The following is a 25,254-nucleotide window of genomic DNA, read 5'->3' on the forward strand; positions in this document are numbered from 1 at the left end:
GCTCTAGCGTGAAGCTTGCACAGTCTGACCGCCTCGCAGGGCTGCAAGGTTTCCTGAAGCATAATCAGCTTTTGCCAGATATCCACTCGGCCTACGCTTTGACCCAACGCTGCCGGCTCCAGGCGCTCAACCAATCAACCAGAAACACCAGCAACAGCATCGCCAGAATCACCGTACTGGCCTGGGCTTCCTGGAACAGGCTGAGGCTGACATATAGCATCTGCCCCAGGCCGCCGGCGCCGACGAAACCGAGCACGCTGGCCATGCGGATGTTGTTTTCCCAGCGATACAGGCAGTAGGCGAGCAGTTGCGGGGCGAGGTTCGGCAGGGTGCCGTAGCAGAACGCGAGAAGCGGATTGCCGCCCTGCAAGCGAATCGCCTCGGCGGGTTGCGGCGGGGTGTTTTCCAGCGCTTCGGCGAACAGCCGACCGAGTACGCCGGTGGTGTGCAGGGCGAGGGCGAGGGTGCCGGCGTTCGGCCCGAGACCGGCGGCGAGCACCATCAGCGCCGCCCAGACCAGCTCCGGAATCGCCCGCAAGCCGTTGAGCAGCAGGCGCGCCGCACTTTGCAGCGGCCAGCCGAAACGCCCGGCGGCGGGCAGCGCGAGAACGATGCCGAACAGTGCCGCAAGCAGGGTGCCGAGGGCCGACATGGCCAGGGTTTCCAGTGAGCCGTGAGCGATGGCTTTCAGATACCCGGCGCTCAAGTCGGGACTGAGGAAACGCTGCACATAACTGCCCATCTGCTTGAGGCTGTTGGCGCTCCCGAGTTCGGCGAGATCCAGTTCCAGATAGGCAAACGAGGCGACCACCGCGACCGCAATGGCGGCGAGCAGCAGCAGGTTGATCAGGCGCCTCATGTCAGCCTCCAGCGCAGCAAGCGGCTTAGTTGATCGGCGCACAGCACCAGCAGCAGGAACGTCAGCAACATGCTGGCGACTTCACCGCCGGCGAACATGCGGATCGACAGGTCGATCTGTTGCCCCAGGCCACCGGCACCGACAAAGCCCATCACCACCGAGGCACGGATCGCGCACTCCCAGCGATACACCGAGTAGGAGAGCAGTTCGGCGGCGACATTCGGCAGCGTGCCGTAGGCAAACGCCGCCAAGCGACCGCTGCCGGCCTGCAACAACGCATGCGCGGGGCGCTGGTCGGTGGACTCGAATATCTCCGCGTAAACCTTGCCGAGCATACCGCTGTAGGTGATGGCGATGGCCAGCACGCCCGCCGCCGGCCCGAGGCCGACCGCGCGCACAAACAACAGCGCCCAGACGATTTCCGGCACGCTGCGCAGAAAGATCAGCAAGCCACGCACCGGCCAGCGCAGCAAACGCCCGGGCAGGCTCGGCACGCCGCCCCGGGACGCCGCCGAGAGCGACAGCGCGCGACTGGCGATCAGGCTTGCCGGCACCGCCAGCAGCAAGGCCAGGGCCATACCCGCTGTGGCAATCGCCAAGGTTTGCAGGGTGGCTTTGAGCAGCAGTTGCAGGAACGCCTGATCGTGCGCCGGTGGCCAGAATGCCGAAACAAAACGGCCCATTTCGTTCTGGCTATCGGCCTGAAACAGCACGCCCAGGTCCAGTTCGCTGAGCTGAATGCCCGGCCACAGCAGGGCCAGCGCCAGCAATGTCAGCAACAGTCGCGGCCACGCCGCCGGGTCCCGTGAATCGGCCTTCAGCATCGCGGAATCTGCACAATCAAAGGTGCGACCGCTGGCGCTGGCGATTGCAGTTGTTCATTGGCGTACAGCGCATCGAGCTTGTCGCGACTGACTTGATCGGATGGGCAATCGAAAAGAATCTGCCCGTCGCGCAGGCCGATGATCCGTGGAAATTGCGCCAGCGCCAGATCCACCGCGTGCAGGCTCGCCACCAGCGTGACGTTGTGCTCGCGAGCATGGCGCGACAGGATCGACAGCGTGTGGCCGGCGAGGACCGGGTCCATCGCTGAAACCGGCTCGTCGGCGAGCAATATTTCCGGCGCCTGATACAGCACCCGCGCAATGCCGACGCGCTGCAATTGCCCGCCGGACAATTGCTGGCAATGGGCGAACAGTTTGTCGCCCAGATCCAGTCGCGCCAACGCCGCGCGAGCGCCCGCCACATCCAGTGGATGCAGCAGGTTCAGCAGACTTTTGCCCAGACTCCACTGACCGAGCTTGCCGGCCAGCACCGCCGTAATGACCCGCTGACGCGGCGGAATCGGCGGCGCCTGATGCACCAGACCGATGCGCGCACGCAGGCGCTGGCGCTGGCGCGCTGACAAGTGCCAGGCGCGTTCGCCGAGCACTTCGATGTCGCCACTGCTGGGCTTGAGCGCGGTCGCCAGCAGATTGAGCAGGCTCGACTTGCCCGCGCCGGACGGGCCGATGATCGCGACCTGTTCGCCGGCACTAATCTGCACGTCGATATTGCAAAGGGCATCGACGCCATTGGCATGGCGCAGGCTGCCTTGGGTGAGGCGTAGGGTCATTTCAGCAATTCGGCGGCGCGGGCGGCTTCCTCGATACCCTTGTAGTTTTCAGGCTTGGTCTCGATGAAGCGACTGGCGGCCTGCAGATCGAGGATCTTCTTCTGCTCAGGATTGGCCGGGTCGAGGTCGAGGAACGCTTTCTTGATCTTCGCGGCCAGCTTCGGATCAAGGGTGCCGCGCACGGTCCAGTTGTAATCGAAGTAGGTCGGGGTCGTGGCGAAGACTTTGACTTTGTTGGTGTCGACCTTGCCGGCGTCGACCAGTTTCTGCCAGACGCTGGCGTTCAACACACCGGCGTCGACCTTGCCGGCCTGCACCCAGGCAACGGTGGCGTCATGCGCGCCGGAGTAGGCGACGCGGCTGAAGAAGCCCTCAGGCTTGATTCCGTCGTTTTTCAGCATGAAGTAACGCGGCATCAGGCTGCCCGAGGTGGACGACACCGAACCGAAGGCGAAGGTCTTGCCCTTCAGGTCAGCGAGGCTTTTGACGTTAGGGTCGGCGGTGATGAATTTGCTGGTGAATTGCGCATCCTGTTCGCGCTGCACCAGCGGGATCACTGGCGTGGTGGCGTCGGTCTTCAAACGAGCCTGCACAAAAGTGAAACCGCCGAGCCAGGCCATGTCGAGGCGATCGGTGGCCAGGGCTTCAACCACGGCCGGGTAGTCGGCGACGGGGACAAACTGCACCTTCATGCCCAACTGCTGCTCAAGGTAGGCGCCCAGCGGTTCGAACTTGCGCAGCAGCTCGGTCGGGGCTTCGTCAGGAATCGCGCTGACGCGCAGGACATCAGCGGCTTGCGTCATCAGGGCAGAAAAGGACAGCGCCAGACCGGCGGTGAGGGCGAGGGTACGCTTGAACATAGAATTCTCCGTTTCGTAAGCGTCAACATTCGAAGGGCCACCGGTAGTCAACGGCGCGCCACGTCAGGGTAGACGAAACGGCGAGGTTATACGCATTCGCGAGGAGATTGGCCAGCCTCCGTGCCGGCGCGTTGTGTCTGTTTGTGTGCCGTTCCGGTCAAGCCGCTTCGGGCAGTCTGGCAATCACCTTGATCTCGAAATCGAAACCCGCCAGCCAGGTCACGCCGACAGCGGTGATGGTCGGAAACGGCGCTTCGCCCCAGAACTCCGGCACCACAGTCCAGATCGTTTCGAACGTCGAGTGCGGATCGACCATGAACACGGTGACATCCACCGCATCATCGAAGCTGCAACCGGCCGCAGCGAGGATCGCGTTGAGGTTGTTGAAGGCGGTGCGCACCTGACCGGGCAAATCCGCCTCCGGTGAGCCGTCCTCGCGACTGCCGACTTGTCCGGAGACAAACAGGAAACCGTTTGAGCGAATCGCCGGCGAGTAGCGATGACGCTCATACAGGGCGTGGCGGGCGGGTGGGAACACTACATCGCGCTTGGACATGGGGCTGACTCCATCAGTGGGTTGATGGGAACGACTTTAGGTATTTGCAGTGCGCGGATAAACGCGCAAGCTTGGCGTTCACTGTTTGTAAATCCCAAACAATCGAGGGGCGCGGATGGACCGGTTCGATGCGATGCAGGCCTTTGCCCGGGTGGTCGAGGCGGGCAGTTTCACCAAGGCTGCCGAAACCTTGCACATGAGCAAGACCACGGTGACGCAACTGGTACAGCAACTGGAGGCGCGGCTGCGGGTCAAGCTGCTCAACCGCACTACGCGCAAGGTCAACGTTACCGCCGACGGTGCGGCGTATTACGAGCGGGTGATCAAGCTGCTCGCCGATATGGACGACGCCGAAACCAGCCTGCCGGGCGCCGCCGCACGGCCGCGCGGGCGTTTGCGCATCGACGTGCCGAGCCCGTTCGCGCGGCACATTCTGGTGCCAGCCTTGCCGGATTTTCACGCGCGCTACCCGGACATTCAGATCGACATGGGCGTCAGCGACCGCATCGTCGACATCATCGATGAGAACGTCGATTGCGTGGTGCGCGGCGGCGAATTACTCGACCAATCGCTAATGGCGCGCAAGCTCGCCGATCTGCCCTTGGGTGTTTTCGCCGCGCCGGCTTATCTGGCCCGAGAAGGGACGCCTGAGCACCCGCTGGAACTGCAAGACTCCCATCATCGGGTGGTCGCGTTTCTTTGGGCTCGCACTGGTAAACCTCTTCCTTACACGTTGCAAAACGGCACCGAGCGCCTGCAGATCAAAGGCCGGCATGTGCTCGCGGTCGACGATGGCAATGCCTATCTGGCGGCGGGACTGGCCGGCATGGGGGTGTTGTGGTTGCCGACGTATATGTCTGACGCGCATGTGGCGCGGGGCGAGTTGGTGCAATTGTTTGAAGGCTGGCAACTTGAATCAATGCCTCTTTATCTGGCATATCCGCCGAACCGGCATGTCAGCCTTAAATTGCGGGTGTTTATCGACTGGATCGTGCAGTTGATGGCGTAGCTTCAAGTGGTGCAGTTATTGCTTGCTGGTGCCGCACAGCCGTCAAAATACCAACACGAGCGGCGACCAGAACCCATGCAGTGATGAGATGCGTGGCGTTCCCTTGAAGGAGCTTCACCTGCAATGAACATGTATATCGATATTGTTGGCGCCTGCAATCTGAGCTGCCCTTCGTGCCCGATGGGCAACTCGGAAAATCTCAATTTCAAGAAATCCATGCAGCTGGACATGTTCAGGCAGATCGTTGAAAAGGCTAAAACCGAGGGTGTTCGTACGATCTTTCTCTACAACTGGACCGAGCCTCTGGTGCATCCGAAGATTGGCGAATTTATCGAGATCATCAACGCCGCCGGCATGATGAGCGGTATAAGCACCAATCTCAACCTGGCGAAGAATATGGAAAAGGCGCTGTTGGCCGAGCCAGGTTATTTCCGGATTTCGTTATCAGGCTTTCATCAGGAAACTTACCAAAAGGGCCACGTCGGCGGTGATATCGAAGTCGTAAAGCAGAACATGATTGCGCTGCATGAAATCAAGCAACGGCTCGGCTTGAAGACGCGAGTCGATGTTTATTACCACCGCTACCTGGACAACATTGAAGAAGAGGCGCTGATGCGCGAGTTCAGTGAGTGTCTCGGCTTTGTGTTCACCACCGGTTATTCGGTGATGATGCCGCTGGAGAAAGCGCTGGCAATTGTCGAGCGCGATCCGTCTGTTTCAGCCACTGACCACGAAACACTCACACGTTTGGCGCTCCCGCCTTACGATGACCTGATCAATGTCCTGCAGCATTACCCCAAGCAGGCTTGCACACTCAAAGATGACTGGCTGGTAATCGACTGCAACGGCAATACAGTCTTGTGCTGCACGATTTTCAACCAGAGCGAATATCAGGTTGGCAAATATCTCGACATGCCCCTCGAGGAACTGACACGGCGCAAGTCCACACAGAAAAACTGCGTCGACATGTGCGACCGTTGCGCATCGAAGGGATTGCACATCTACTCGACATACCCCAATCAGGGGGTTCTGGAGCGGCACGCGGTAAACCGCATCCTCGACTTCGAACGGCTTGCCAGCGAGGGTCTTGCGGTGGACAGCCAGCAACTGGGGCGCGCCGGGGAGGTCAGTGCCGACAACTTCGATGAAGGCCAGTATCTTCGACTCAATGACGATGTAAGGGTGGCGGTTTCCAAGGGGGCTTTCAGCAGTGGCTACCAGCACTACCTGCTGTGCGGGCGTCTGGAAGGACGACTGGGCGCCGGTGCGTTTTCGGTCATCTGAAGCGGCATTGGGGTGGCAGTCAACCACGCGCTGCGCACGCGTGGTTGACTCTTTGTCTGATCAAGCCAACTATCGCCGCATAACAACGACCGATGGACCCGACCTTGATTGAACGACGTCAATTCAGCGGTGGCATGAAGGGCAAGAACCTTCGCTATCTGAATGAGCAGAACCCCGATAACACCGGCGTGACCCGCACCGGTTTCCTGTTGCTTGAACATTTTTCGCTGCCGGCATTTACCCAGGCGCTGGACACGGTAGTCACCACCAACCTGTTGCGCCCGGGACTGTTCTCGTCGCGCACCTTCGGCCTCGGCGATGGCGAGGTGATCAGTGATCTGGGGCTGGTCATCCGCCCCGATGCGCGCCTGGATTCTGCTGCGCTTAACGAGCTGGATCTGCTAGTAGTGTGCGGTGGTTATCGCACCGAGCTGCGCGCCAGCGACGAATTCATCGGCTTGCTCAAGTCGGCAGCGGAGCGGGGCGTGAGCCTGGCGGGATTGTGGAATGGTTCGTGGTTTCTCGGCCGTGCCGGTTTGCTCGATGGCTATCGCTGCTCGATCCACCCGGAACATCGCCCGGCACTGACCGAAATCGCCAAGAGCACCCATGTCAGCAGCGAACCCTTTGTGATCGACCGCGACCGCCTTACCGCGTCGAGCCCGTCCGGGGCCTTCCACATGGCGCTTGACTGGATCAAGGGCTTGCACGGCAAGGCGCTGGTCGAGGGCATCGAAGACATCCTCGCCTTCGAAGAGTCGCGCTACCGGCGCATCAAACCCGATGAAAACATCTGCGTCAGCGCGCCGTTGCGTGAAGTGATCAAGCTGATGGACGCCAACCTCGAAGAACCGTTGGAACTGGAACAACTGGCGGTCTACGCCGGCCGCTCACGGCGCCAGCTCGAGCGCTTGTTCAAGGAGCAACTGGGCACCACGCCGCAGCGCTATTACCTGGAACTGCGCATCACCGAAGCACGACGCCTGCTGCAACACACCGAACTGTCGCAGGTGGAAGTGTTGGTGGCTTGCGGTTTCGTCTCACCGAGTCATTTCAGCAAGTGTTATAGCTCTTACTTTGGTTATCGGCCTTCGAAGGAAAAACGGCTGGTCAAATAGGTCAGCCGTTGATCACGCTGACTCCGGTCAAGAACGAAGCGCAAAAAAAGGGCGCCTTGTCGGGCGCCCTTTTTATTCATGCTTGCGTGCTTGATCTAGAGCCGATCAACGGGATTTCTTTGCGTTCGACGTTGCGGCGTTGCTCAATCCTTTCGAATTGTGCTCCCCTGGGGTTGAGGTAGAGATGGCAGCAGCTTTGGTCACGCCGCGCGTATCTCGGGACTGGGCGATGCCCGAAGTTATTGAGCCGTGCCCGCTATCGTCATTGCGAACGCTGCCGTAGTGATTGCCGCTTTCACCGCGGTCGCGGACAGCCTTGCCGGCATGATCACTGCTGAGTCCATTGCCTCGGCCGTTGCTGTTGGCGCTGCCGTAATCCGATCCGCTGTGACCACCGCCTGTGCCGCCACCGTGGCCACCGCCGTTCCCGCCGCCCCCGCCATTACCACCGCCGCCGCCATTACCGCCACCGCCGCCGCCACCACCATTACCACCGCCACCGCCACCGCCATCCTTTGCATAGGCAGAATTCATGATGGACAGATCAGCAGGGAGGAGTGGGGCGGCTGCGAGCATCATGGCGCAGGACATGACAGCAACGAGACTCTTGTTTTTTAAAAGCATGATAGCTTCCGTAGGGGGTTAATATCGCATCTGTTCAGACGCGATCGGCCCTATGTAGTTCAAGTCCTGCGACAGACGGAACGGCAGCCGGGCTGCGCCTATAAGCCATCCGCATCAATCACCGCTTGCGCAAACGCCTTCGGATCCTCCTGCGGCAAATTATGCCCAATCCCACCCTCGATCAGCCTGAACTGATACTTCCCGGTAAAGCGCTTCGCGTAGTCCTCCGGTGCCGGGTGCGGCGCTCCATTGGCATCACCTTCCAGCGTAATCGTCGGCACGCTGATCGACGGTGCAGTCGCAAGCTTCTCTTCCAGCGCGGCATATTTCGCCTCGCCCTGCACCAGGCCCAGCCGCCAGCGGTAGTTGAACACGGTGATCTCGACGTGATCTGGGTTCTGCAACGCCTTGGCGCTACGGTCAAAGGTGGCGTCATCAAACTTCCACTGCGGCGACGCCAGTTGCCAGATCAGTTTGGCGAAGTCGTGGGTGTTCTTTTCATAGCCGGCGCGGCCGCGTTCGGTGGCGAAGTAGAACTGGTACCACCACTGCAATTCGGCTTTCGGCGGCAGTGGGTTTTGCCCGGCGGCCTGATTGCCGATCAGATAGCCGCTGACCGCCACCAGCGCCTTGACGCGCTCAGGCCACAGCGCTGCGACGATGCCCGCTGAACGCGCGCCCCAGTCGTAGCCGCCAAGCACTGCTTGCTTGATCTTCAGCGCGTCCATGAAGTCGATGACGTCGCTGGCCAATGCCGCCGGCTGGCCGTTGCGCAGAGTGGCTTTGGACAGGAACTGCGTGTCGCCATAACCCCGTGCATACGGCATCAGCACGCGGTAACCCTTGGCCGCGAGCAGTGGCGCGACTTCGTCGTAGCTGTGAATGTCGTAGGGCCAGCCGTGTAGCAGAATCACCACCGGACCATCGGCAGGTCCGGTTTCGGCGTAGGCCACGTCGAGCAAGCCAGCCTTGATGTGCTTCAGCGGGCCGAAAGGAGAGGGCGCGGAATAGCTGATGGCGGCCGGTTCAGCGGTTTGCGCCTGAGCGCTGCCGACGGCGCCGAGCAGTGACAGCGCCAGGACTGACAAGCCGAGCGCGGCGGTGATTTTAGAGGTGTGCAGAGCCTGTTTCATGCTGACGTCTCCTTTGCGAGCCTGCGGCCAAGGGTCTGGATGAGCCCTTGAAACCCTGGTTGCATTGAAGCGTAGCGAGGTATCCCATCTGTGTCCCCGGACGGCAGTTTTGCAAGGGCGTGTATAGCGGCGGGGCGCGTACACAGTGTGATACACAGAGGCGAAACCCATTGTTTCCGCGCGAAAATAATAAGTCGCTGTTTTAAAACAAAAAATATTTCATCTCGGGCTTCCCAAACGAAATAAATGTTGTTAAATTGCGCCCCGTTCTCGCAGCGATCCTAACGGAGCCGCTGACCAGAGCTACAGGGGCGTCGCCAAGCGGTAAGGCAGCAGGTTTTGATCCTGCCATGCGTTGGTTCGAATCCAGCCGCCCCTGCCATCTACGAAAAAAAACGCCAACTTCGCAAGAAGTTGGCGTTTTTTTATGCCTGCGATCTACCGCGCTTGAGCCAACCGGGGCGGCGCGATGCCGAAGCACCGCGCACGCCGGTCACTCAGTGCGGTGCGCGCGGGATGGTTTTCATCAGGTCTTCAGGGCTGATGTGGCCGACCACGCTGCCCGGCTGCGGCAGGTTGAGGATGTGGCCTTTCATCTTGCCGATGATGTGCATCTCGCATGGCTTGCAATCGAACTTAAGCGTCAGCACCTCATCGCCGTGGATCAACTGCATTGGCGCAACCTTGGTACGCACACCGGTGACGCCTTTGGCCTGCTTCGGGCACAGGTTGAAGGAGAAACGCAGGCAGTGCTTGGTGATCATCACTGGCACTTCGCCCGGCTCTTCGTGAGCTTCGTACGCCGCGTCGATCAGCTTGACGCCGTGACGGTGGTAGAAGTCGCGGGCCTTCTGGTTGTAGACGTTGGCGAGGAAGGTCAGGTGCGAATCCGGATACACCGGCGGCGGCGTGGTCTCGGCTTTGCGGCCGCCACGCGGATGCGCGGCGACACGGGCGGCGGTCAGCGCTTCGATGACTTCGCGGCGCAAGGACTTGAGCTGCGAGTTGGGAATGAAGAACGCTTGCGGCGCATCCAGCTTGATGTCGGTGGCGTGATACTGCGTGGTGCCGAGCTGGCCGAGCAGGTCGCGCAATTGCTCCAGCGCTTGCTCAGGCTTGTTGGCGACACCAAACGGCCCGTTGAGGGTGACGCTGGCGCTGATGCCTTCTTCGCTGGTCGCGGTCACTTCCAACTGTTCTTCACGCAGACGAGCGAACCAGCTCAGGGCCACGCGACGTTCCGAAGAGGTCTTCTGCAACGCCTGTTGCCAGTTGTGATCGAGGTTGCGATTCAGCGGGTGGCTCGGACGCAGCTTGAACAGGCCTTCAGGCATTTCGTTCGGCTCGACGCGGTAGCGGTAGCGCTTCTCGCCGTCTTCTTCGAACTCGCCTTTGGCCTCGGCGATGTTGGCGCGGAAACCGACCACTTCGCGTTTGACCAGCACGTTCAGGCCGTCGCCGTTGGACAGCGGCTCGTGAGTGACAACCTGCATGTCACGCTTGCCGACTTTTTCTACCGTACCGACCGGTAGGCCGGTGAAGGTTGGCGAGTCGAAGGCGCCGATGTCGATCTTGCGATCAGTGACGAAATAATCGGTGCTGCCACGGTGGAAAGTCTTTTCCGGGTCGGGCAGGAAGAAATGCACGGTGCGGCCGCTGGAAGCGCGGGCCAGGTCCGGGCGGTCTTCAAGCACGTCGTCGAGGCGCTGGCGGTAATAGGCAGTGATGTTTTTCACATAGCCCATGTCCTTGTAGCGACCTTCGATCTTGAACGAACGCACGCCGGCCTCGACCAGTGCGCGGATGTTGGCGCTCTGGTTGTTGTCTTTCATCGACAGCAGGTGTTTTTCGTAGGCGATCACGCCACCCTTTTCATCCTTGAGGGTGTAGGGCAAGCGGCACGCCTGGGAGCAGTCGCCACGGTTGGCGCTGCGGCCGGTTTGCGCGTGAGAGATGTTGCACTGGCCGGAGAAGGCCACGCACAACGCGCCGTGGATGAAGAACTCGATCGCCGCATCGGTTTCATCGGCGATGGCGCGGATTTCTTTCAGGTTCAGCTCTCGGGCCAGTACCAACTGGGAGAAACCGGCCTGATCGAGAAATTTCGCCCGCTCCAAGGTGCGGATATCGGTCTGGGTCGAGGCGTGCAGCTCGATCGGCGGAATGTCCAGCTCCATCACGCCCAGATCCTGGACGATCAGCGCATCGACGCCAGCGTCGTACAACTGATGGATCAGCTTGCGCGCCGGCTCCAGCTCGTTGTCGTGCAGGATGGTATTGATGGTGGTGAAGATGCGCGCGTGGTAACGGCGGGCGAATTCGACCAGTTCGGCGATTTCGCTGACTTCGTTGCAGGCGTTGTGGCGTGCGCCGAAGCTCGGGCCGCCGATGTACACGGCGTCAGCGCCATGCAGGATGGCCTCGCGGGCAATGGCGACATCGCGGGCAGGGCTGAGCAATTCCAGGTGATGCTTGGGCAAGGACATAGTTTTTTTAGTCAGGCGGTCACGGGCAAGGGGCGCATTCTACCCGTGAAACGCGCGGCGGGCACGCGTGTGCTGCCCGATGGTGGCTGGCGATTGGCAAAGGTCGGCAAGCTATTGTGTTGAATGTGCCGGCCTCTTCGCGAGCAGGCTCGCTCCCACAGGGTTAGCTCCGGGCCGGAATACATCCACTGTGGCAGCGAGCCTGCTCGCGAAAGCGGTGTGTCATCCGAAAATCATTGAGTGACATCCGCAAATTCGATCAGCCCTTGGCGGCCATCGCCGTCACTTCCACACGCATCCCTTCAACCGCCAGCGAGGCCACGCCTACCGCCGCCCGCACCGGCCAAGGCTTGGCGAAATAGCGTTTGTACACTTCATTGAAAGCCCCGCGATCCCCCATGTCGGTCAGGTAAATGGTCAGGTGCAGCACCCGGTCCATTGAACTGCCGGCACGTTCCAGTGCGACTTTCAGCGCTTGCAGGGTGCACTCGCTTTGCTCAGTGATGCCGCCGAGTTCCAGGCTGCCATCGGCGCGGGTTGGAATCTGTGTGGAAACCATGATGCCGCCGAAGGTGGCAACGTCGGAAGAAATCGAATCAGTGTCGGGATCCGGCGTGAAAATGATGTCTTGATTGGCCATGGGCATCTCTTGTTTGAGTGAATGAAGATTGCGGCAGTTTACAGATTCCCTTCGGCCATGGCCCGCACGGGTTCAGACTGGCAAAGTCGCTTCTTCTGCGGCAATTGCCGCAAGCACACTGGGTCGCGCGCCGATGCGTTGCATATAGGTGGCCAGAGCTGGCCATTCGCTGATGTCGATGCTGAACGTCGGTAGCCAGTTCAGGACCGTGAACAGGTAGGCATCGGCAACGCCGAAGCCGCCCGTCAGATAGTCCCGATCCGTCAGGGTGCCCTCAAGGTAATCCAGCCGTTTGAACAGTTTTTGCCGAAAAATCGCTTTGACCGGTTCGGGGATTTCTACGCTGAACAATGGCGCGCTGGCGGCATGAATCTCTGAGCTGATGAAGTTCAGGTGTTCCTGCAAATGTGCGCGCTGCCACGTTCCTGCGGCAGGTGCCAAGTCGTTCCCGGGGACTTGATCTGCAAGAAACTGCAGGATCGCCGGGCCTTCAGTGAGCACTTCGCCGTTATCCAGTTGCAGCGCGGCCACGTAGCCTTTCGGATTGATCTCGCGGAAGTCACGGCCGTCAGCGGTGCGCTTGGTCTGGTTGTTGACGCGGATCATTTGGAACGGCAAGCCGAGTTCGCGCAGGACGATATGCGGGGAGAGCGAACAGGTCATCGGTGCAAAGTACAGTTTCATGGCATGTCCCTTGAAAGTGGAGGCGCCACGATCCCCTGCGGGCAAAACTTCCGCAAAGGTCATTTGCAGTGCTAGCGTATGACAAACTCTCATGCGCTCCTTAGCCTTATGACTACCAGACTTCCTTCCCTCAACGGCCTGCGCGCGTTTGAAGCGGCGGCTCGGCATATGAGCTTTACCACCGCTGCGACCGAGTTGAACGTCACGCAGACAGCAATCAGTCACCAAATCAGGCGCCTCGAAGCCGAGTTGGGCGTGGCATTGTTCCTGCGCCTCAAGGATGGCCTGGCGCTTAGCGAAGACGGGCAGGCCTACCTGCCGGGAGTGCGTTCTGCATTTCAAGCGTTGCGCCATTCGACGCAACAATTACTCGAGTCGCGCGGGTCCAGCGTATTGACCATCAGCACGCTGGTCTCGGTTGCGTCGAAATGGCTTTTGCCGCGCCTTCCGGCATTTCAGCAGGCGTTCCCGGACATCGATGTGCGCATCAGCGCCACTACCGATCTGGTGGATTTTCGCCGAGGAGGCATCGACGCGGCGATTCGCTACGGACGGGGCGACTGGAAAGGTTTGCGCGCGGACTTTCTCATGGCCGATGAGGTATTTCCCGTGTGCAGTCCGGAAGTGGCGACGACATTGCACACTCCGGAAAATCTGGCTAGTCACACGCTTGTACAAGTTAGCGGCCTCACCGCCAGCGACTGGCAGGCCTGGCTCAGCGCCGCCGGCCAGCCTGCGCAGTTGGCCGACGGCGCGAAGCTGACCTTCGATCTGGCGATGATGGCGGTGCAGGCGGCAATTGACGGGCAGGGCGTTTGCATCGGTCGTTCGACTTACGTAAACGACGATTTGCGTGCGGGCCGATTGGTTGCACCGTTCGACCTGCGCCTGCAGGATGATCTCGGTTTCTATTTGGTTACACCCCATGAAACCGCTGAATCGCCAAAGATCAGCGCTTTCAGAGAGTGGCTTGTGGCGGTGGCCAGCAACACGTTTGTATAAGCATGTATCAACCCCCAGCCGATACACACGGCAACACCAAACTGCGCCTTCGAGACACATCCGCCCTACATGCCGAGCCCAAAGTAGCCCTCACACCAACACTACGCTCAAGAGGGCATCACCATGTACCGTCCACTGTTTCTGGCTTCTGCCGTTGTCTTCGCCTCCCTGACCGGCTTCGCCCATGCGGCGGATGCGCCGGCAACGAGCTGGCAGAAAGGTCTGAGCCGCACCGATCTGGTTCGTCAGGATCTCGGCGCTGACAATCGCGAAGTGATTCAGGCGCGTATCGATTTCGACGCTGGCGTCACCTCGCCTCGGCATGCGCATCCCGGCGTGGAAGTCGCCTATGTCATCAGCGGCACGTTCGAGTATCAGCTCGAAGGGCGGGCGCCGGTGATACTCAAGGCCGGGGATTCGTTGTTCATTCCGGCAGGCGTCGCGCATGTGGCCAAAAACGTCGGCAACGAGAAAGGCGTCGAACTGGCCACTTACGTTGTCCCGAAAGGCGAGCCCCTGCTTATCCTCAAGCCATGAGGCGCCAGTCCGCTATTTCGAGCGCGGCTTGCTCATCGCGCGCTTGATGCGCATCCAGTCCTGATAGGCCGCCGTTCGTTTGGCGTCGGCCATAGCCTTGGCTTCGCTGAAACGGGCCCAGGCTTCAGGATTGTCCGTGTCGTTCTCGATGATCCTGTAAGCCGCTTCTTCGAGCAGATCGGCCTCGCGGAACATCGCGGCATTCTCCGCCATCTCGTCGTCCCACGAGCGGCCGAAACCGTATTTCAATGTGCGTTCTGTCATTTCACGTGATCCTCCTCCCAGACCAAAGGTACTGATTCTCGCCATTGCACCTCGGTCACGCCAAAGCGTTCCGCCATTGGTTTGGAAAAACGTTTCAACGGAGGTCGGCCGGGGCGGGGGATGGGCGCGATACCCGCGTCACAACTTGCCCATTGCCACGCTTCAGCATTGTTCATGGTTTTTGTGCGAATGACGAATGACCTGGGCTTCCCGTGAAGCAGGTAATCAATCACGTACAAATCCTCTCCGCTCATACATTTCCTCCGGCTGTTAAAAAGAGGGATATCTGGCGAAATGAATAATTCAGAGAAATTGAAACGGGCGTGATGACCGGCTGATTGGGCGATTTGTAAATCTGTACGGCAGATCGATTCTGTACAAATTCGTCTGGAATTTTTGGCTGAACTTGCCGGCTGATAAGACAGGAACGCGCCCGCTACGACGCGTTATCAAGTGGGACGAGTCAGGAGTAGATGCACGAGCAGACAAAGTCCGCGTGAACCTCGGTGTCTTCAATCGCCGTAATAAGGCCTGAATGCATGGCTTCTTCAGGATTGATGATGCGCGGCGCTGCTGTCAGATATTTCTCTGTCTCGAGCGCATTTCTTCCGTTGCTCGTACGCTCGGCGACAATCTGGGCGTAGAGATGCAAGTCGTAATCCAGGCTCATGGCGTATTCCGACATGCGCGAGTGATCGACCGAACCTTGCAGGTGCCAATGAAATGGGTGAAACAGAAACTTGCTGTGGGTACAGGCGGTGCGGCGCTGGCCGGCCAGAAAGACAATGTTGCCCATCGATTCGACTGTTCCCAAATTGTGGGTGTGTACCGGAATAGGCAGGGCCAACAGGAAGTTGTACATCGTGAAACCGTAACTGCATTCGCCGCCCATGGTGGCGATGTTGACGATCAGTCGCGGTGCATCTTCCTTTACGGCGAGCGAGGCTTTATCGATCAATTGGCCGCACGTCGAGGCATTGATCGGGCCGGTGAAGTTGATGACATGAACAGGCATGGCGATTCCCTCGGCTGGTCAGGACTCCTAAGCAATAGCTGTAATTTCTCTTGAATGAAAGTGGGCAGGGGAGCTGTGCTCCCCTGCACTCGACGCATCAACTGTTGCGCCCGCCACCATGGCTGTTTTGACCACCTTTGTGTCCAGCTTCAGAGGCTTTTTCCCGATCGTTGGCAAAGTTGCCGCCGCTGCTCTGGCCGCCCTTGCTGCCAGCTTCGGACGCTCTGTCCCGATCGTTGGCAAAATTGCCACCGCTGTTCTGGCCACCTTTGCTCCCGGCTTCGGAGGCGCGCTCAGGATCATTCTTGAAGTTGCCGCCACTGTTCTGGCCGCCTTTACTGCCGATTTCCTGATAGAACTCTTTATCGTGCGAAGCCGAAGTGGCATCACCACCTTTCTTGCCTGCTTCGTTAGCCGACATGCTGCCTTGTTGTTTATCTTGTGCCATTTCAAACTTCCTCATTTTCTCTATACAGGTACTCGGCGAATCAAGGATGCACACACTACGTGCCGTCGTTGTTCGCGAATGCTCATAAAGTTTACTGATGTCGTTTGCTTTAGTTGGTCTGGCTAGTCTTGTAACTACAAGTTGGACCTTTGCGCTAAGAGGAGCGCTCATAAGTCGGCGTTGTATCCGGTGTCCGGGAGTTTTCAGAATTTACTGCAAGTTCCCGGCGTTCATAACATTCCTGCTGAACACTTTCCCGGTGCCTTGGACTGATTTGCTGTCGTTCGACACAAGGTGACACCGACGGACTGTCCGACCTGGTCACGTGCGAACTGCGCGCTGCTTCGGGATACACTTCCGCTCCCTTGTTTCGTTGCACTTCGCCTCGTGCAAAAGCCGGTACCGTTCTCATGATTACGCTCCATCAGCTGATTTCAAAGGGCAGCGAGGCTGCCCTTGTACCGCTTACTCAGGACTTGCGACCGCCGCCGTGGCTGTTCTGCCCGCCTTTGCGGCCAGCCTCGGATGCTTTTTCACGGTCGTTGGCGAAGTTGCCGCCGGACGACTGACCGCCTTTCTTGCCGGCTTCAGATGCCTTTTCACGATCGTTTGCGAAGTTACCTGGATTTTTATTTCCTGTGGTCATGATAGCTCTCCGATATCAATTAACGTTTCGCTAGTTATGTCCGTTGTCGCACCGGACATCTACTCCGATTACGAGCCGGCGAAAAATGTTTTGAAAATTTTTCGTCAGGCCGATGAACGGTAAGTTTGTGATGAAACTTATACAGGCTGTTGGTTTCTGCGCCGCTTCGTATAACTTTTCAAGTTGCTGGTTGATGTGCAAGAGAGGTTGAAGCTTGTTACCGCTTCGCTTCGGATTTCTGACCATTTGTCGGTGCGAAGTTGAACTGTAATCGGCTGAAACTAGAGTCTGTTAAGTGTATGTATATAATTATTCTGAGGACATTGAGATGACCAATCATCACAAGGATCAACCGTTCGCTGAAGACCCACAGAAAATCAAGGAAGCCGGCAAGAAAGGCGAGAGTCCAGTCAACGTGAAAGTTGATCGGGCCGAGAAGGCACGCGTCGGCGGGCAGCACAGCCATGGAGGCGGCCGTACGGGCAAGGGCGACTGAGTCGGTCGGAAAAGTACCAATCGGCGTCCTCTCTGCGCCGATGCAGAGAGGACCTCTACGCTGAGGCCTATCTGAACCGTGGCAACGGCCGGTCGATCGGTTTGAGCGTCGAGAGCGTATCGCGAATCAGCGGCGCATCTTTTTCGATGTCGTGCAGCCGGTCGCGAATGCGCAAAGCCGTCGGATGCCCGCCCTGATGATCGACCCAGTCGGCAATCTCTTTGCAGGCGGCTGCGAGGCGCGCCTGGCGGGCGTCGAGCAGGGTGAGGAGGGTGGTGATGGACTCTTTTTCGGACATGGAACACCTCCGTTCGCTGAAACGGCTGAGTTGCAACAAAAAGTCCGCGTGGCGCGAACCTTCAGATCAACTATAGAAGACCTGTGTGATCGTGCAAAAAATACCCAGTTCAACTCGTCGGCGAAACCCGTGTAGGAGTGCGTTACGCTGGAGATCAAGACGCCTCGCTTACCTCACACATGCGTTCGAGAAACATGGCCAAAGCCACTTCCTCGGCGCGCAGGCCTTTGCGCACTCGCGGGCGGGGCAGTTCGGCGAGGGCGCCGAGCATGAAATGTTCGACCACGGCGGGGTGGATGTAGCACTTGCGGCAAACCGCCGGCGTGTTGCCCAGCTGTTTGGCGACGTTCTTCACGGCTTCGACCACATGGCGCTTGGCTTCGGTTTCCGACTCATGCTGCAACTCGCGCAGCACCGATAATGCCAGGGCGCTGCCCGCCCAGGTGCGGTAATCCTTGGCGGTGAAGGCCGCGCCGGTGAGCTTTTGCAGATAAGCATTTACATCGGAAGAAGTGACGGTGTGCCGTTCGCCATTTTCATCAAGATACTGAAACAGATTCTGCCCGGGAATTTCCAGGCAGCGCTTGATGATTCGCGCCAGGCGGCGATCCTTGACGGTGATCTGATGCTCGATGCCGCTCTTGCCACGGAACTGGAACAGGATCGCGCTGCCGTTGACCTCGACATGCCGACTGCGCAACGTGGTCAAACCGTAAGAGCGATTGTCCCGTGCGTATTGGGTATTGCCGACGCGGATCAGCGTGGCGTCGAGCAAGGTAATCACCGTGGCCATGACTTTGTCGCGGCTGAAGCCCGGCTCATCGAGCAGTGCCTCGAGCTTGCGCCGCAGTTTGGGCAGGGCCAGGCCGAACTCGCGTAGACGTGAATATTTGTCGGCGTCGCGCACTTCGCGCCAGCGTGCGTGATAACGGTACTGTTTACGCCCGCGCGCATCGCGGCCGGTGGCCTGCAAATGGCCGCACGGGTCGGCGCAGATCCATACATCGGTGTAGGCCGGTGGTACCGCGAGAGCATTGATGCGTTTGATTTCGTCTGGGTCGGTGATGCGCTCGCCCGACGGTTCGAAATAGACGAACTTGCCGCGCAGTTTTTTCCGGGTGATACCAGGCTGAGTGTCATCGACGTAATGCAGATCGGCGGGCAGAGCATCTGTCAGCACGGTATCGGGCATGGCGGTTTCCTTCGGTCATACGGCAGTCTGTAACTAATTGACCGCAGGCGCTGGCCGTCGTGCCGAATGTTTTACGCGAGCACCGCCACTGCCTTGATATGTGCCCACAGCCGCTGGCCCGGATGCACGCTCAGTTGATCACGCGAGAAGCGGGTGATCCGCGCCAGCAGCGGCGTGCCGCCGGCATCGAGGCGGATCATTACATGGGCACTGTTGTCAGCAGCCTGTTCGCTGATCACCGTAACGGGCAGACGATTGAGAATGCTGCTGGCTGCGTCATTGTTCAGCGCCAGGCTGATGTCGCGCGCGTGCACCTTGCAGCGCAGGGCCTGGCCCACGGCCATCGGCGCATGAGTGACGCGAATGTTCATTTCAGTGGCGGGCAGTTGCAGGCTGAGCAATTGATAGGTGGCGTCGTAGGCGCTGACCTGGCCTTCGATGATGACCCCGGCGTCATCACCCATTGCCAAGGGCAGATCCAGGCGTGCGAGGGTCTCGCCGATCGGGCCGCTGGCGAGGGCTTTGCCATCACGGAGCAATACCAAATGATCGGCCAGACGCGCGACTTCGTCCTGGGCATGGCTAACGTACAGCAGCGGAATATCCAGTTCGTCGTGCAGGCGTTGCAGGTACGGCAAGATTTCGCTTTTGCGCCGGCTGTCGAGAGCCGCCAGTGGTTCGTCCATCAGCAACAGTTTCGGGCTGGTCAGCAGAGCGCGGGCGATGCCGACGCGCTGCCGCTCGCCGCCGGACAGATGCTGCGGATGGCGCTCGAGCAAATGGCCGATGCCGAGCAGTTCGGTCGCTTGGTTCATATCGACCCGGCGTTGCGACTTGGCGATGCGTTTGAGACCAAACTCCAGATTGGCCAGCACCGACAGATGCGGGAACAGGCTGGCTTCCTGAAACACATAGCCAAGCGCACGTTTATGCGGCGGGACGAAGATGCCCTTGGCACTGTCCTGCCAGACCTCGTCGTTGATCTGCACAAAACCCTGCTCGGCGCGCTCCAGCCCGGCGATGCAGCGCAGGCAAGTGGTTTTGCCCGAGCCGGAATCACCAAACAGCGCGGTGACGCCGCGGCCCGGCACTTGCAGATCAACATCCAGTTCGAACCCCGGATAAGTGCGTTTCAGGCGTAAATCAATCATTGATCAGCTCCAGCCTGCGCGGGTCTTGCGGCTGGAATACAGCGCCAGCAACACCAGAAACGAAAACACCAGCATCGCCGCGGACAGCCAGTGCGCCTGGGCATATTCCAGCGCTTCGACATGGTCGTAAATCTGCACCGAGACCACGCGGGTCTTGTCGGGAATGTTGCCGCCGATCATCAGCACCACGCCGAATTCACCCACGGTGTGGGCGAAGCCGAGGATCGCTGCAGTGATGAATCCGGGGCGCGCCAGCGGCAGGATCACGCTGAAGAACGTGTCCCACGGATTGGCGCGCAAGGTCGCGGCGACTTCGAGCGGGCGGGTGCCAATCGCCGAGAAAGCGTTTTGCAGTGGTTGCACCACAAACGGCATGGAGTAGATCACCGAGCCGATGACCAGCCCGGTGAAGCTGAACGTCAACGTGCCCAGCCCCAGCCATTGAGTGAACTGGCCGAGAAAACCGTGCGGCCCCAGCGCCAGTAGCAGGTAAAAGCCGATCACCGTCGGCGGCAGCACCAGCGGCAGGGCGACGATGGCGCCGATCGGCCCGCGCAACCACGACGAGGTGCGCGACAGCCATAACGCGATCGGTGTGCCGATCACCAGCAGGATCACGGTGGTCAGTGACGCCAGTTTCAGGGTCAGCCAGATCGCGGCGAAGTCGGCACTGGTCAGCGACATTTACAGTTCATATCCGAAGGATTTGATCACCGCAGCGGCTTTTGGCCCCTTGAGGTAATCGATCAGGGCCTTGGCAGCAGCGCTGTCCTTGCCTTTGTTCAAAATCACCGCGTCCTGTTTGATCGGATCATGCAGGGTGGCCGGAACAATCCATGCCGAGCCGCTGCTCACCTTGCCGTTCTTGTAGATTTGCGACAGCGCTACAAAGCCCAGTTCGGCGTTGCCGGTGGAGACGAACTGGTAGGCCTGCGTGATGTTCTGGCCTTCGACGATTTTGCTTTTCGTGGCTTCGCTCAACTGGAGTTTTTCCAGCACCTGGGTAGCGGCCAGGCCGTACGGCGCGGCTTTCGGGTTGGCGATGGACAAGTGCTGGTATTGGTTGGTTTTCAGCACTTCACCCTGTGCATCGACATAACCTTCTTTTGCCGACCACAGCGCCAGGGTGCCGATGGCGTAGGTGAAGCGCGACCCTTTGACGGTTTCGCCTTCCTGTTCGAGTTTTGCCGGGGTGCTGTCGTCAGCTGCGAGGAACACTTGGAACGGCGCGCCGTTTTTGATCTGGGTGTAGAACTGGCCGGTGGCGCCGTAAGCGGCGACCAGTTTGTGGCCGGTGTCTTTTTCGAAGTCGGCAGCGATGGCCTGGATTGGCGCGGTGAAGTTGGCGGCGACCGCCACTTGCACTTCATCAGCCTGCGCGGTGCCCATGCTGAATATTGCAAGGAGTGAAGCGAAGCAGGCGGGGGCGAAGCGTGTGGCAGCAAGCGTCATGTAAAGGCTCCGTGATCGGCGGTAATTGCTTTGTTTGGGATAACGCCGATACACGGGCGCAATCGCTGTATACAGAAATATATAGCGATACGCCGCCAAGTGGCGAGGGATTAAATCAGCTCGCCGCGTAAATTCAATGGCGGTTGAGTTTCGCCAGCGCGCCCTCGGCCAGTTGCCGGGTGAGTTCAGCGCTGCCGATGTCCTTGCCCAGCGTCAACGCCTGACCGGCCCAGAGGTTGGCAAAGTCGGCGTCATCCTTGGCCCGCAGCGGCATCAGCGCACCGCCAGCCAAGGGGAAGGCCGGCGCCTGCGCTGACATCGGGCCGAGTTCACGCATCGCCCGATTGACAATGCCCCGTGCCGGGCGTCCGGTAAAAATGTTGGTGATGGCGGTCTGGCTTTCCTTGGCGGTGCGCAGGGCCTTGTGGTGTGAGGCGCTGACTTTGGCTTCCGGCGTGAACAGGTACGCCGTGCCGACTTGCACCGCCGAGGCGCCGAGCATTAACGCCGCTGTAACACCCCGCGCATCGCTGATCGCGCCCGCCGCGATCACCGGCACTTTCACCGCGTCGACCACCTGCGGCACCAGCGCGAAGGTGCCGACCTGGGTGCTCAGATCATCGCTGAGAAACATCCCGCGATGGCCACCGGCCTCATAACCCATGGCGATGATCGCATCGCAGCCGTGTTGCTCCAGCCAGATCGCTTCTTCGACCGTAGTCGCAGACGAAAGGATTTTCGCCCCGGTCGCCTTGACCCGATTAAGCAGGGTTTTATCCGGTAGCCCGAAATGGAAACTCACCACCTCGGGTCGGAACTCTTCGAGCACGGCACACGCTGCTTCGTCGAACGGAGCGCGGTTGGAAACCGGCGTTGGCGCGTCGAAATCGGCACCCAATTCGCGGTAGTAAGGTTCGAGCAGGTTTTTCCAGTCACGTGCCCGCTGTTCATCAGGCGCCGGTGGCTGGTGGCAGAAGAAATTGACGTTGAACGGCTTGGTGGTGTGCTGGCGAATCGTCTTCAACTCATCGCGCAGTTGCTCGCTGCTCAGCATCGCTGCCGGCATTGAACCGAGGCCGCCGGCATTACACACGGCAATCACCATCGAAGAGTTGGTCGCACCGGCCATCGGGCCCTGGATGATCGGCAGTTCGATACCGAGAAGATCAAGGATGCGGGTGTCTGGCCACTGGCTCATAAAGCAATTCTCCGAACGATGAAACGGGCAGGGACGGCAAGCGGTTTTTAACAGCAAACCCGGATGCGGGGCCAGTCTGAAATTCTGAACATTACGTGCAGTTTTTCAGCGTCGGTGCAATCCGCCGCCACCGCCAAACGAACGGTTCATCATTTGTGAAGAATGGTTGAAGTTGTGCGTGCGCTGATTGCCGAGACTGCGTGCGGCGGATTCGCGGTTGAGATTCTGCAATTGCGAATTGTTGTTCGCGGGTCTGGTGCGGTTGGCACCGCTGCCGGCCACGGACTGCCAGCCGTTGTCGGTTTTCTTGTAGACGTTGCCGTCACGCCCGGCATAAACGTGATCACCGACCCGCGCGGCGCCGCCGTTGCGGCCATGGATACCGCCGTATTGCGTGGTGTTGCCGGTATTGGCGTTGTAAACGGCGCCGCGATTGGCACTGACGTGAGTGCCGCTGCGAACGTTGCCGGCAGTAACTCGTTCGCCGGCGATGGCGCCGCCGTTCGGGCCGACTGCCACGCCGCTGCGCCCGGCAGCGTAGTTGCCGGTGTAGGCGTTGTGCACCGCGCCACGTTGCCCGGCGGCGGCAATGCCGGTACGCGAGTTGTACGAGGCGCCAACCTGACCGGCCCAGCGATTGCCGGTCCAGGCGTTGTAGCCGGCGCCATAACGGCTGACCGTCGCGCGATCACCCCACTGATGATAAAGATTGCCGGTGGTTCCAGCCCAGCCACCCGGACCCCAGGCCACCGCGCCGCCGCGATAACCGTAGGCTGCGCCACCCCAGGCCAGCGGCGCCGGGTACAGACGCGGACCCCACGCGTAGCCCCAGCCGTAATTTCCCCACCACGGATAGGCGCCCCAACCCCAGCCCATGGCGACGGTGTTGCCGCCCCAGCTCCAGCCGAATCCAAAGCCGAAGGTCCAGCCAGTCCACGGCGTGTAACGAATCGCGACGCCGAAACCATAGGTCACCGGCGGCCCGTACCAGACACTGCCGACCCACGGCGTATACGGATAACCGGTGCCGTACACCACAACGCCAGTCGCCGGGTCCAGCGTCGAGCCTTGATAGCCTGGCGTATAGCCGACCACCACGGTATCGCCGCTGGATTGGTAAACCTTCACGTACGTGAGGTAGTGCATCGGCGAGCTGGGCGGAATCGAATAAATCACCGCTGGCACTGAAGTGGCCACGATCCACGGCCCGTTCAGCGAGGTGGCGCTGAACCAGATGCCGTTCTCCACCGCCCACCAAGTGTCGTTGTCGACGCGAATAATCGGAGTGGCGCTGTTGACCACGTATTGCAGCGGCGTATTGCTGATCGCTTTGAGCTGCGGCTCACCGTCAAATTGCGGTGTCGTCATCCTCACCGCGCTCTTGTTGATCGCCGACGTCTGCGGGATGGCCGCCGCAATGGCCGCCTCCTGTGCCTGTGGCGTGCCGGCTACCGAGGCCTTGACGTTCTCTTTGGCGCTGTCGTCAGGAATATTGGCAAAGTCGGCCGGCAGTTTGTCTGCCGGGACAAAGGTCCATGGCCCGCTCATGTCGCTGGCGCGGAACCAGCGTCCGGAGATCAGTACGTAACTGTTCTGGTCGCCGATTTCCTTGAAGATGTGCCCGGTGGTGTTGCTCACGTACAACAGGCTGGTGCCCTGAATCGGTTGCCATTGCGCGGCGCCGTCGGTCACCAACAGTTCCGTTGGCGTGGTGGCTATGAAGATTTTCGGCTGCGGCGGCTTGGCCAGGCTGGGAATCTTGTCCTTCGGGTCACTTTGCCCGGTGAGCAGGTCCACCTGGCGACTCTTGATCGCCGCCTGTTTGGCTTTTTCCAGACTGGCCGGTGGTGCAGCGAGGCGCGTGTAATCACCGGCCAATTGATCGGCAACCATCCAGCCGTCAAATACATGCAGGTAGTGTTTGCCTTCGGCGTCCTTGAGCAGAAGTGGGCGCGTGTTGATCACCCGTTGCAGCTCCGTTCCTTCCACCGGCCGATAAGCCGCCTCGCCGTCGATGTATACGAGAATTGCCGGGCTGTCGGAGCTGATGATGGTCGGCGGCGTGTTTTCCAAGGGCGCACTGTCGGCTTTCTGTTCGGCGTTGAGCACACCAACCGCCGCTTCCAGTTGATCGAGGGAGATGGTTTTCTTGCGGCTCTCGGCATCTTTTTTCAGGATGGCGAGCCACGTGTCGGCCTGTTTCGCATCGGCGGGGAAATCGGCTTTGATGATTTTGTACTGATCAAGCGCGACCCAGCGGGTGGTCTTGTCGACGAGGGTGTGAGCGCTGAACTGGACGATGCCGTAGGTGGACTTGCCATCGGCAGCCGTGGCTTCGACCGCCGCGCGGGCATTGAGCGTATAGCCGTCCCAACTGTCGAGCTGCGGTTGATACACCGTCAGCTTGCTCTTGCCGCTGCTGATCACCTGCGGCCATGTCGGCTCGCTTGGCGCCGCGTTCGGCTTTGCCGCTGGGGCGGCTGCCCAGGCAGTGCCAAGTGTCAGCAGGCATAACATCAGCAGCGAGGGTAAAGCGCTCAGGAAAGGCATCGTCAGCTCCATCGACACACCGGTTTGCAAGGCGCAACCGGGAAAACACAACCGTCGAAAAAGCATAGCCGCCTGCCGTGGATTTACCCGGCTGATCGAGCCGTTAGCGCAAAGTCGAGTGTGGCAATGTGTTGCGA

Annotated in this window: 28 protein-coding genes and 1 tRNA gene; 7 read left to right on the plus strand and 22 right to left on the minus strand. The window is 59.9% G+C overall.

Features of this window, described 5'->3' with window-relative positions:
• Positions 1–91: 91 nt before the first annotated feature.
• The 5 genes from phnE to KVG85_RS05775 form a co-directional block, all read right to left on the minus strand.
• Positions 92–859: a phosphonate ABC transporter, permease protein PhnE gene (gene phnE / locus KVG85_RS05755; RefSeq protein WP_136492558.1), complete on the minus strand. Its 768-nt coding sequence runs from the start codon at positions 857–859 to the stop codon at positions 92–94.
• Positions 856–1,683 carry a PhnE/PtxC family ABC transporter permease gene (locus KVG85_RS05760; protein ID WP_217863230.1) on the minus strand — a complete coding sequence of 276 codons (828 nt, stop codon included), beginning with the start codon at positions 1,681–1,683 and terminating at the stop codon, positions 856–858. The genes phnE and KVG85_RS05760 overlap by 4 nt, the downstream gene beginning before the upstream one ends.
• Positions 1,677–2,474, minus strand: a complete 798-nt coding sequence (locus tag KVG85_RS05765) for a phosphonate ABC transporter ATP-binding protein (protein WP_217863231.1) — start codon at positions 2,472–2,474, stop codon at positions 1,677–1,679. The genes KVG85_RS05760 and KVG85_RS05765 overlap by 7 nt, the downstream gene beginning before the upstream one ends.
• Positions 2,471–3,334, minus strand: a complete 864-nt coding sequence (locus KVG85_RS05770) for a putative selenate ABC transporter substrate-binding protein (protein WP_024013145.1) — start codon at positions 3,332–3,334, stop codon at positions 2,471–2,473. Before KVG85_RS05770 ends, KVG85_RS05765 begins: the two co-directional genes overlap by 4 nt.
• A gap of 157 nt (positions 3,335–3,491) precedes the next feature.
• Positions 3,492–3,890 (minus strand): RidA family protein, encoded by a 399-nt coding sequence (locus KVG85_RS05775; protein ID WP_186569717.1) that lies wholly within the window; start codon positions 3,888–3,890, stop codon positions 3,492–3,494.
• 115 nt (positions 3,891–4,005) lie between these two features.
• Between KVG85_RS05775 and KVG85_RS05780 the strand changes: the two genes are divergently transcribed.
• From KVG85_RS05780 to KVG85_RS05790, 3 genes are all read left to right on the plus strand, one after another.
• The gene (locus KVG85_RS05780) at positions 4,006–4,899 is read left to right on the plus strand and encodes a LysR family transcriptional regulator (RefSeq protein ID WP_217863232.1); all 894 of its coding nucleotides are present in this window, start codon (positions 4,006–4,008) and stop codon (positions 4,897–4,899) included.
• Positions 4,900–5,028: 129 nt separating this feature from the next.
• Entirely contained in the window at positions 5,029–6,183 is a 1,155-nt protein-coding gene (locus tag KVG85_RS05785; RefSeq protein ID WP_225926747.1) for a radical SAM/SPASM domain-containing protein, read from the plus strand.
• Positions 6,184–6,275: 92 nt separating this feature from the next.
• Positions 6,276–7,301, plus strand: coding sequence for a GlxA family transcriptional regulator (locus KVG85_RS05790; RefSeq protein ID WP_217863234.1), 1,026 nt, complete (start codon positions 6,276–6,278; stop codon positions 7,299–7,301).
• Positions 7,302–7,406: 105 nt separating this feature from the next.
• Here the strand turns inward: KVG85_RS05790 and KVG85_RS05795 are convergent, their stop codons facing one another.
• On the minus strand, positions 7,407–7,925 hold the full coding sequence (locus KVG85_RS05795; RefSeq protein WP_217863235.1) for a hypothetical protein: 519 nt from the start codon (positions 7,923–7,925) through the stop codon (positions 7,407–7,409).
• 98 nt (positions 7,926–8,023) lie between these two features.
• A complete protein-coding gene (locus KVG85_RS05800; protein ID WP_217863236.1) occupies positions 8,024–9,058 on the minus strand; it encodes an alpha/beta fold hydrolase in 1,035 nt (344 codons plus the stop codon).
• A gap of 307 nt (positions 9,059–9,365) precedes the next feature.
• On the opposite strand from KVG85_RS05800, the gene KVG85_RS05805 reads away from it, so the two are divergent.
• Positions 9,366–9,440: transfer RNA gene (locus KVG85_RS05805), tRNA-Gln, on the plus strand.
• A gap of 115 nt (positions 9,441–9,555) precedes the next feature.
• Here the strand turns inward: KVG85_RS05805 and KVG85_RS05810 are convergent.
• The 3 genes from KVG85_RS05810 to gstA form a co-directional block, all read right to left on the minus strand.
• Positions 9,556–11,544, minus strand: coding sequence for a peptidase U32 family protein (locus KVG85_RS05810; RefSeq protein ID WP_217863237.1), 1,989 nt, complete (start codon positions 11,542–11,544; stop codon positions 9,556–9,558).
• A 259-nt stretch (positions 11,545–11,803) separates the two neighbouring features.
• The gene (locus KVG85_RS05815) at positions 11,804–12,184 is read right to left on the minus strand and encodes a RidA family protein (RefSeq protein WP_024013136.1); all 381 of its coding nucleotides are present in this window, start codon (positions 12,182–12,184) and stop codon (positions 11,804–11,806) included.
• Positions 12,185–12,256: 72 nt separating this feature from the next.
• Positions 12,257–12,868, minus strand: coding sequence for a glutathione transferase GstA (gene gstA, locus KVG85_RS05820; RefSeq protein WP_217863238.1), 612 nt, complete (start codon positions 12,866–12,868; stop codon positions 12,257–12,259).
• Positions 12,869–12,976: 108 nt separating this feature from the next.
• Between gstA and KVG85_RS05825 the strand changes: the two genes are divergently transcribed.
• Both KVG85_RS05825 and KVG85_RS05830 read left to right on the plus strand, forming a co-directional pair.
• A complete protein-coding gene (locus tag KVG85_RS05825; protein ID WP_217863239.1) occupies positions 12,977–13,870 on the plus strand; it encodes a transcriptional regulator GcvA in 894 nt (297 codons plus the stop codon).
• A 123-nt stretch (positions 13,871–13,993) separates the two neighbouring features.
• Positions 13,994–14,407: a cupin domain-containing protein gene (locus tag KVG85_RS05830; RefSeq protein WP_016774943.1), complete on the plus strand. Its 414-nt coding sequence runs from the start codon at positions 13,994–13,996 to the stop codon at positions 14,405–14,407.
• A 12-nt stretch (positions 14,408–14,419) separates the two neighbouring features.
• On the opposite strand, the gene KVG85_RS05835 is transcribed toward KVG85_RS05830, so the two are convergent.
• The 5 genes from KVG85_RS05835 to KVG85_RS05855 form a co-directional block, all read right to left on the minus strand.
• Positions 14,420–14,671 carry a hypothetical protein gene (locus KVG85_RS05835; protein WP_071172612.1) on the minus strand — a complete coding sequence of 84 codons (252 nt, stop codon included), beginning with the start codon at positions 14,669–14,671 and terminating at the stop codon, positions 14,420–14,422.
• Entirely contained in the window at positions 14,668–14,925 is a 258-nt protein-coding gene (locus KVG85_RS05840; protein WP_016774941.1) for a DUF6555 family protein, read from the minus strand. Before KVG85_RS05840 ends, KVG85_RS05835 begins: the two co-directional genes overlap by 4 nt.
• A gap of 209 nt (positions 14,926–15,134) precedes the next feature.
• On the minus strand, positions 15,135–15,686 hold the full coding sequence (locus tag KVG85_RS05845) for an ATP-dependent Clp protease proteolytic subunit (RefSeq protein ID WP_217863240.1): 552 nt from the start codon (positions 15,684–15,686) through the stop codon (positions 15,135–15,137).
• Between the two features lie 97 nt (positions 15,687–15,783).
• Complete coding sequence (locus tag KVG85_RS05850) at positions 15,784–16,134, minus strand: con-10 family general stress protein (protein WP_217864937.1); 351 nt, start codon at positions 16,132–16,134, stop codon at positions 15,784–15,786.
• A gap of 469 nt (positions 16,135–16,603) precedes the next feature.
• The gene (locus tag KVG85_RS05855; protein ID WP_016774938.1) at positions 16,604–16,780 is read right to left on the minus strand and encodes a con-10 family general stress protein; all 177 of its coding nucleotides are present in this window, start codon (positions 16,778–16,780) and stop codon (positions 16,604–16,606) included.
• 328 nt (positions 16,781–17,108) lie between these two features.
• On the opposite strand from KVG85_RS05855, the gene KVG85_RS05860 reads away from it, so the two are divergent.
• A complete protein-coding gene (locus tag KVG85_RS05860) occupies positions 17,109–17,276 on the plus strand; it encodes a con-10 family general stress protein (RefSeq protein ID WP_110645428.1) in 168 nt (55 codons plus the stop codon).
• A gap of 67 nt (positions 17,277–17,343) precedes the next feature.
• Here the strand turns inward: KVG85_RS05860 and KVG85_RS05865 are convergent, their stop codons facing one another.
• From KVG85_RS05865 to KVG85_RS05895, 7 genes are all read right to left on the minus strand, one after another.
• Positions 17,344–17,574, minus strand: a complete 231-nt coding sequence (locus KVG85_RS05865; RefSeq protein ID WP_016774936.1) for a hypothetical protein — start codon at positions 17,572–17,574, stop codon at positions 17,344–17,346.
• A gap of 154 nt (positions 17,575–17,728) precedes the next feature.
• The gene (locus KVG85_RS05870) at positions 17,729–18,766 is read right to left on the minus strand and encodes a DNA topoisomerase IB (RefSeq protein WP_217863241.1); all 1,038 of its coding nucleotides are present in this window, start codon (positions 18,764–18,766) and stop codon (positions 17,729–17,731) included.
• Positions 18,767–18,837: 71 nt separating this feature from the next.
• Positions 18,838–19,917, minus strand: coding sequence for a molybdenum ABC transporter ATP-binding protein (gene modC / locus KVG85_RS05875; protein ID WP_217863242.1), 1,080 nt, complete (start codon positions 19,915–19,917; stop codon positions 18,838–18,840).
• A gap of 3 nt (positions 19,918–19,920) precedes the next feature.
• Positions 19,921–20,601: a molybdate ABC transporter permease subunit gene (modB, locus tag KVG85_RS05880; RefSeq protein ID WP_122611386.1), complete on the minus strand. Its 681-nt coding sequence runs from the start codon at positions 20,599–20,601 to the stop codon at positions 19,921–19,923.
• Positions 20,602–21,306, minus strand: a complete 705-nt coding sequence (gene modA, locus KVG85_RS05885) for a molybdate ABC transporter substrate-binding protein (protein ID WP_225926748.1) — start codon at positions 21,304–21,306, stop codon at positions 20,602–20,604.
• Positions 21,307–21,502: 196 nt separating this feature from the next.
• Positions 21,503–22,567: an NAD(P)H-dependent flavin oxidoreductase gene (locus tag KVG85_RS05890; RefSeq protein WP_217863244.1), complete on the minus strand. Its 1,065-nt coding sequence runs from the start codon at positions 22,565–22,567 to the stop codon at positions 21,503–21,505.
• A gap of 105 nt (positions 22,568–22,672) precedes the next feature.
• Positions 22,673–25,117 carry an autotransporter gene (locus KVG85_RS05895; RefSeq protein WP_217863245.1) on the minus strand — a complete coding sequence of 815 codons (2,445 nt, stop codon included), beginning with the start codon at positions 25,115–25,117 and terminating at the stop codon, positions 22,673–22,675.
• Positions 25,118–25,254 lie beyond the last annotated feature (137 nt).

This window comes from Pseudomonas triticicola, assembly GCF_019145375.1.
GTDB lineage: Bacteria > Pseudomonadota > Gammaproteobacteria > Pseudomonadales > Pseudomonadaceae > Aquipseudomonas > Aquipseudomonas triticicola.

Bases quoted from the DNA above. Each gene is read 5' to 3' on its own strand.
- KVG85_RS05830 (WP_016774943.1), top strand. From the start codon at position 13,994: ATGTACCGTCCACTGTTTCTGGCTTCTGCCGTTGTCTTCGCCTCCCTG.
- KVG85_RS05760 (WP_217863230.1), bottom strand. From the start codon at position 1,683: ATGCTGAAGGCCGATTCACGGGACCCGGCGGCGTGGCCGCGACTGTTG.
- KVG85_RS05825 (WP_217863239.1), top strand. From the start codon at position 12,977: ATGACTACCAGACTTCCTTCCCTCAACGGCCTGCGCGCGTTTGAAGCG.
- KVG85_RS05780 (WP_217863232.1), top strand. From the start codon at position 4,006: ATGGACCGGTTCGATGCGATGCAGGCCTTTGCCCGGGTGGTCGAGGCG.
- KVG85_RS05800 (WP_217863236.1), bottom strand. From the start codon at position 9,058: ATGAAACAGGCTCTGCACACCTCTAAAATCACCGCCGCGCTCGGCTTG.
- KVG85_RS05895 (WP_217863245.1), bottom strand. From the start codon at position 25,117: ATGCCTTTCCTGAGCGCTTTACCCTCGCTGCTGATGTTATGCCTGCTG.
- KVG85_RS05835 (WP_071172612.1), bottom strand. From the start codon at position 14,671: ATGACAGAACGCACATTGAAATACGGTTTCGGCCGCTCGTGGGACGAC.
- KVG85_RS05850 (WP_217864937.1), bottom strand. From the start codon at position 16,134: ATGGCACAAGATAAACAACAAGGCAGCATGTCGGCTAACGAAGCAGGC.
- modB (WP_122611386.1), bottom strand. From the start codon at position 20,601: ATGTCGCTGACCAGTGCCGACTTCGCCGCGATCTGGCTGACCCTGAAA.
- KVG85_RS05770 (WP_024013145.1), bottom strand. From the start codon at position 3,334: ATGTTCAAGCGTACCCTCGCCCTCACCGCCGGTCTGGCGCTGTCCTTT.
- KVG85_RS05815 (WP_024013136.1), bottom strand. From the start codon at position 12,184: ATGGCCAATCAAGACATCATTTTCACGCCGGATCCCGACACTGATTCG.
- KVG85_RS05765 (WP_217863231.1), bottom strand. From the start codon at position 2,474: ATGACCCTACGCCTCACCCAAGGCAGCCTGCGCCATGCCAATGGCGTC.
- modC (WP_217863242.1), bottom strand. From the start codon at position 19,917: ATGATTGATTTACGCCTGAAACGCACTTATCCGGGGTTCGAACTGGAT.
- KVG85_RS05860 (WP_110645428.1), top strand. From the start codon at position 17,109: ATGACCAATCATCACAAGGATCAACCGTTCGCTGAAGACCCACAGAAA.
- modA (WP_225926748.1), bottom strand. From the start codon at position 21,306: ATGGGCACCGCGCAGGCTGATGAAGTGCAAGTGGCGGTCGCCGCCAAC.
- gstA (WP_217863238.1), bottom strand. From the start codon at position 12,868: ATGAAACTGTACTTTGCACCGATGACCTGTTCGCTCTCCCCGCATATC.
- KVG85_RS05790 (WP_217863234.1), top strand. From the start codon at position 6,276: ATGGACCCGACCTTGATTGAACGACGTCAATTCAGCGGTGGCATGAAG.
- KVG85_RS05865 (WP_016774936.1), bottom strand. From the start codon at position 17,574: ATGTCCGAAAAAGAGTCCATCACCACCCTCCTCACCCTGCTCGACGCC.
- KVG85_RS05775 (WP_186569717.1), bottom strand. From the start codon at position 3,890: ATGTCCAAGCGCGATGTAGTGTTCCCACCCGCCCGCCACGCCCTGTAT.
- KVG85_RS05845 (WP_217863240.1), bottom strand. From the start codon at position 15,686: ATGCCTGTTCATGTCATCAACTTCACCGGCCCGATCAATGCCTCGACG.
- KVG85_RS05795 (WP_217863235.1), bottom strand. From the start codon at position 7,925: ATGCTTTTAAAAAACAAGAGTCTCGTTGCTGTCATGTCCTGCGCCATG.
- KVG85_RS05890 (WP_217863244.1), bottom strand. From the start codon at position 22,567: ATGAGCCAGTGGCCAGACACCCGCATCCTTGATCTTCTCGGTATCGAA.
- KVG85_RS05840 (WP_016774941.1), bottom strand. From the start codon at position 14,925: ATGAGCGGAGAGGATTTGTACGTGATTGATTACCTGCTTCACGGGAAG.
- KVG85_RS05870 (WP_217863241.1), bottom strand. From the start codon at position 18,766: ATGCCCGATACCGTGCTGACAGATGCTCTGCCCGCCGATCTGCATTAC.
- KVG85_RS05785 (WP_225926747.1), top strand. From the start codon at position 5,029: ATGTATATCGATATTGTTGGCGCCTGCAATCTGAGCTGCCCTTCGTGC.
- KVG85_RS05855 (WP_016774938.1), bottom strand. From the start codon at position 16,780: ATGACCACAGGAAATAAAAATCCAGGTAACTTCGCAAACGATCGTGAA.
- phnE (WP_136492558.1), bottom strand. From the start codon at position 859: ATGAGGCGCCTGATCAACCTGCTGCTGCTCGCCGCCATTGCGGTCGCG.
- KVG85_RS05810 (WP_217863237.1), bottom strand. From the start codon at position 11,544: ATGTCCTTGCCCAAGCATCACCTGGAATTGCTCAGCCCTGCCCGCGAT.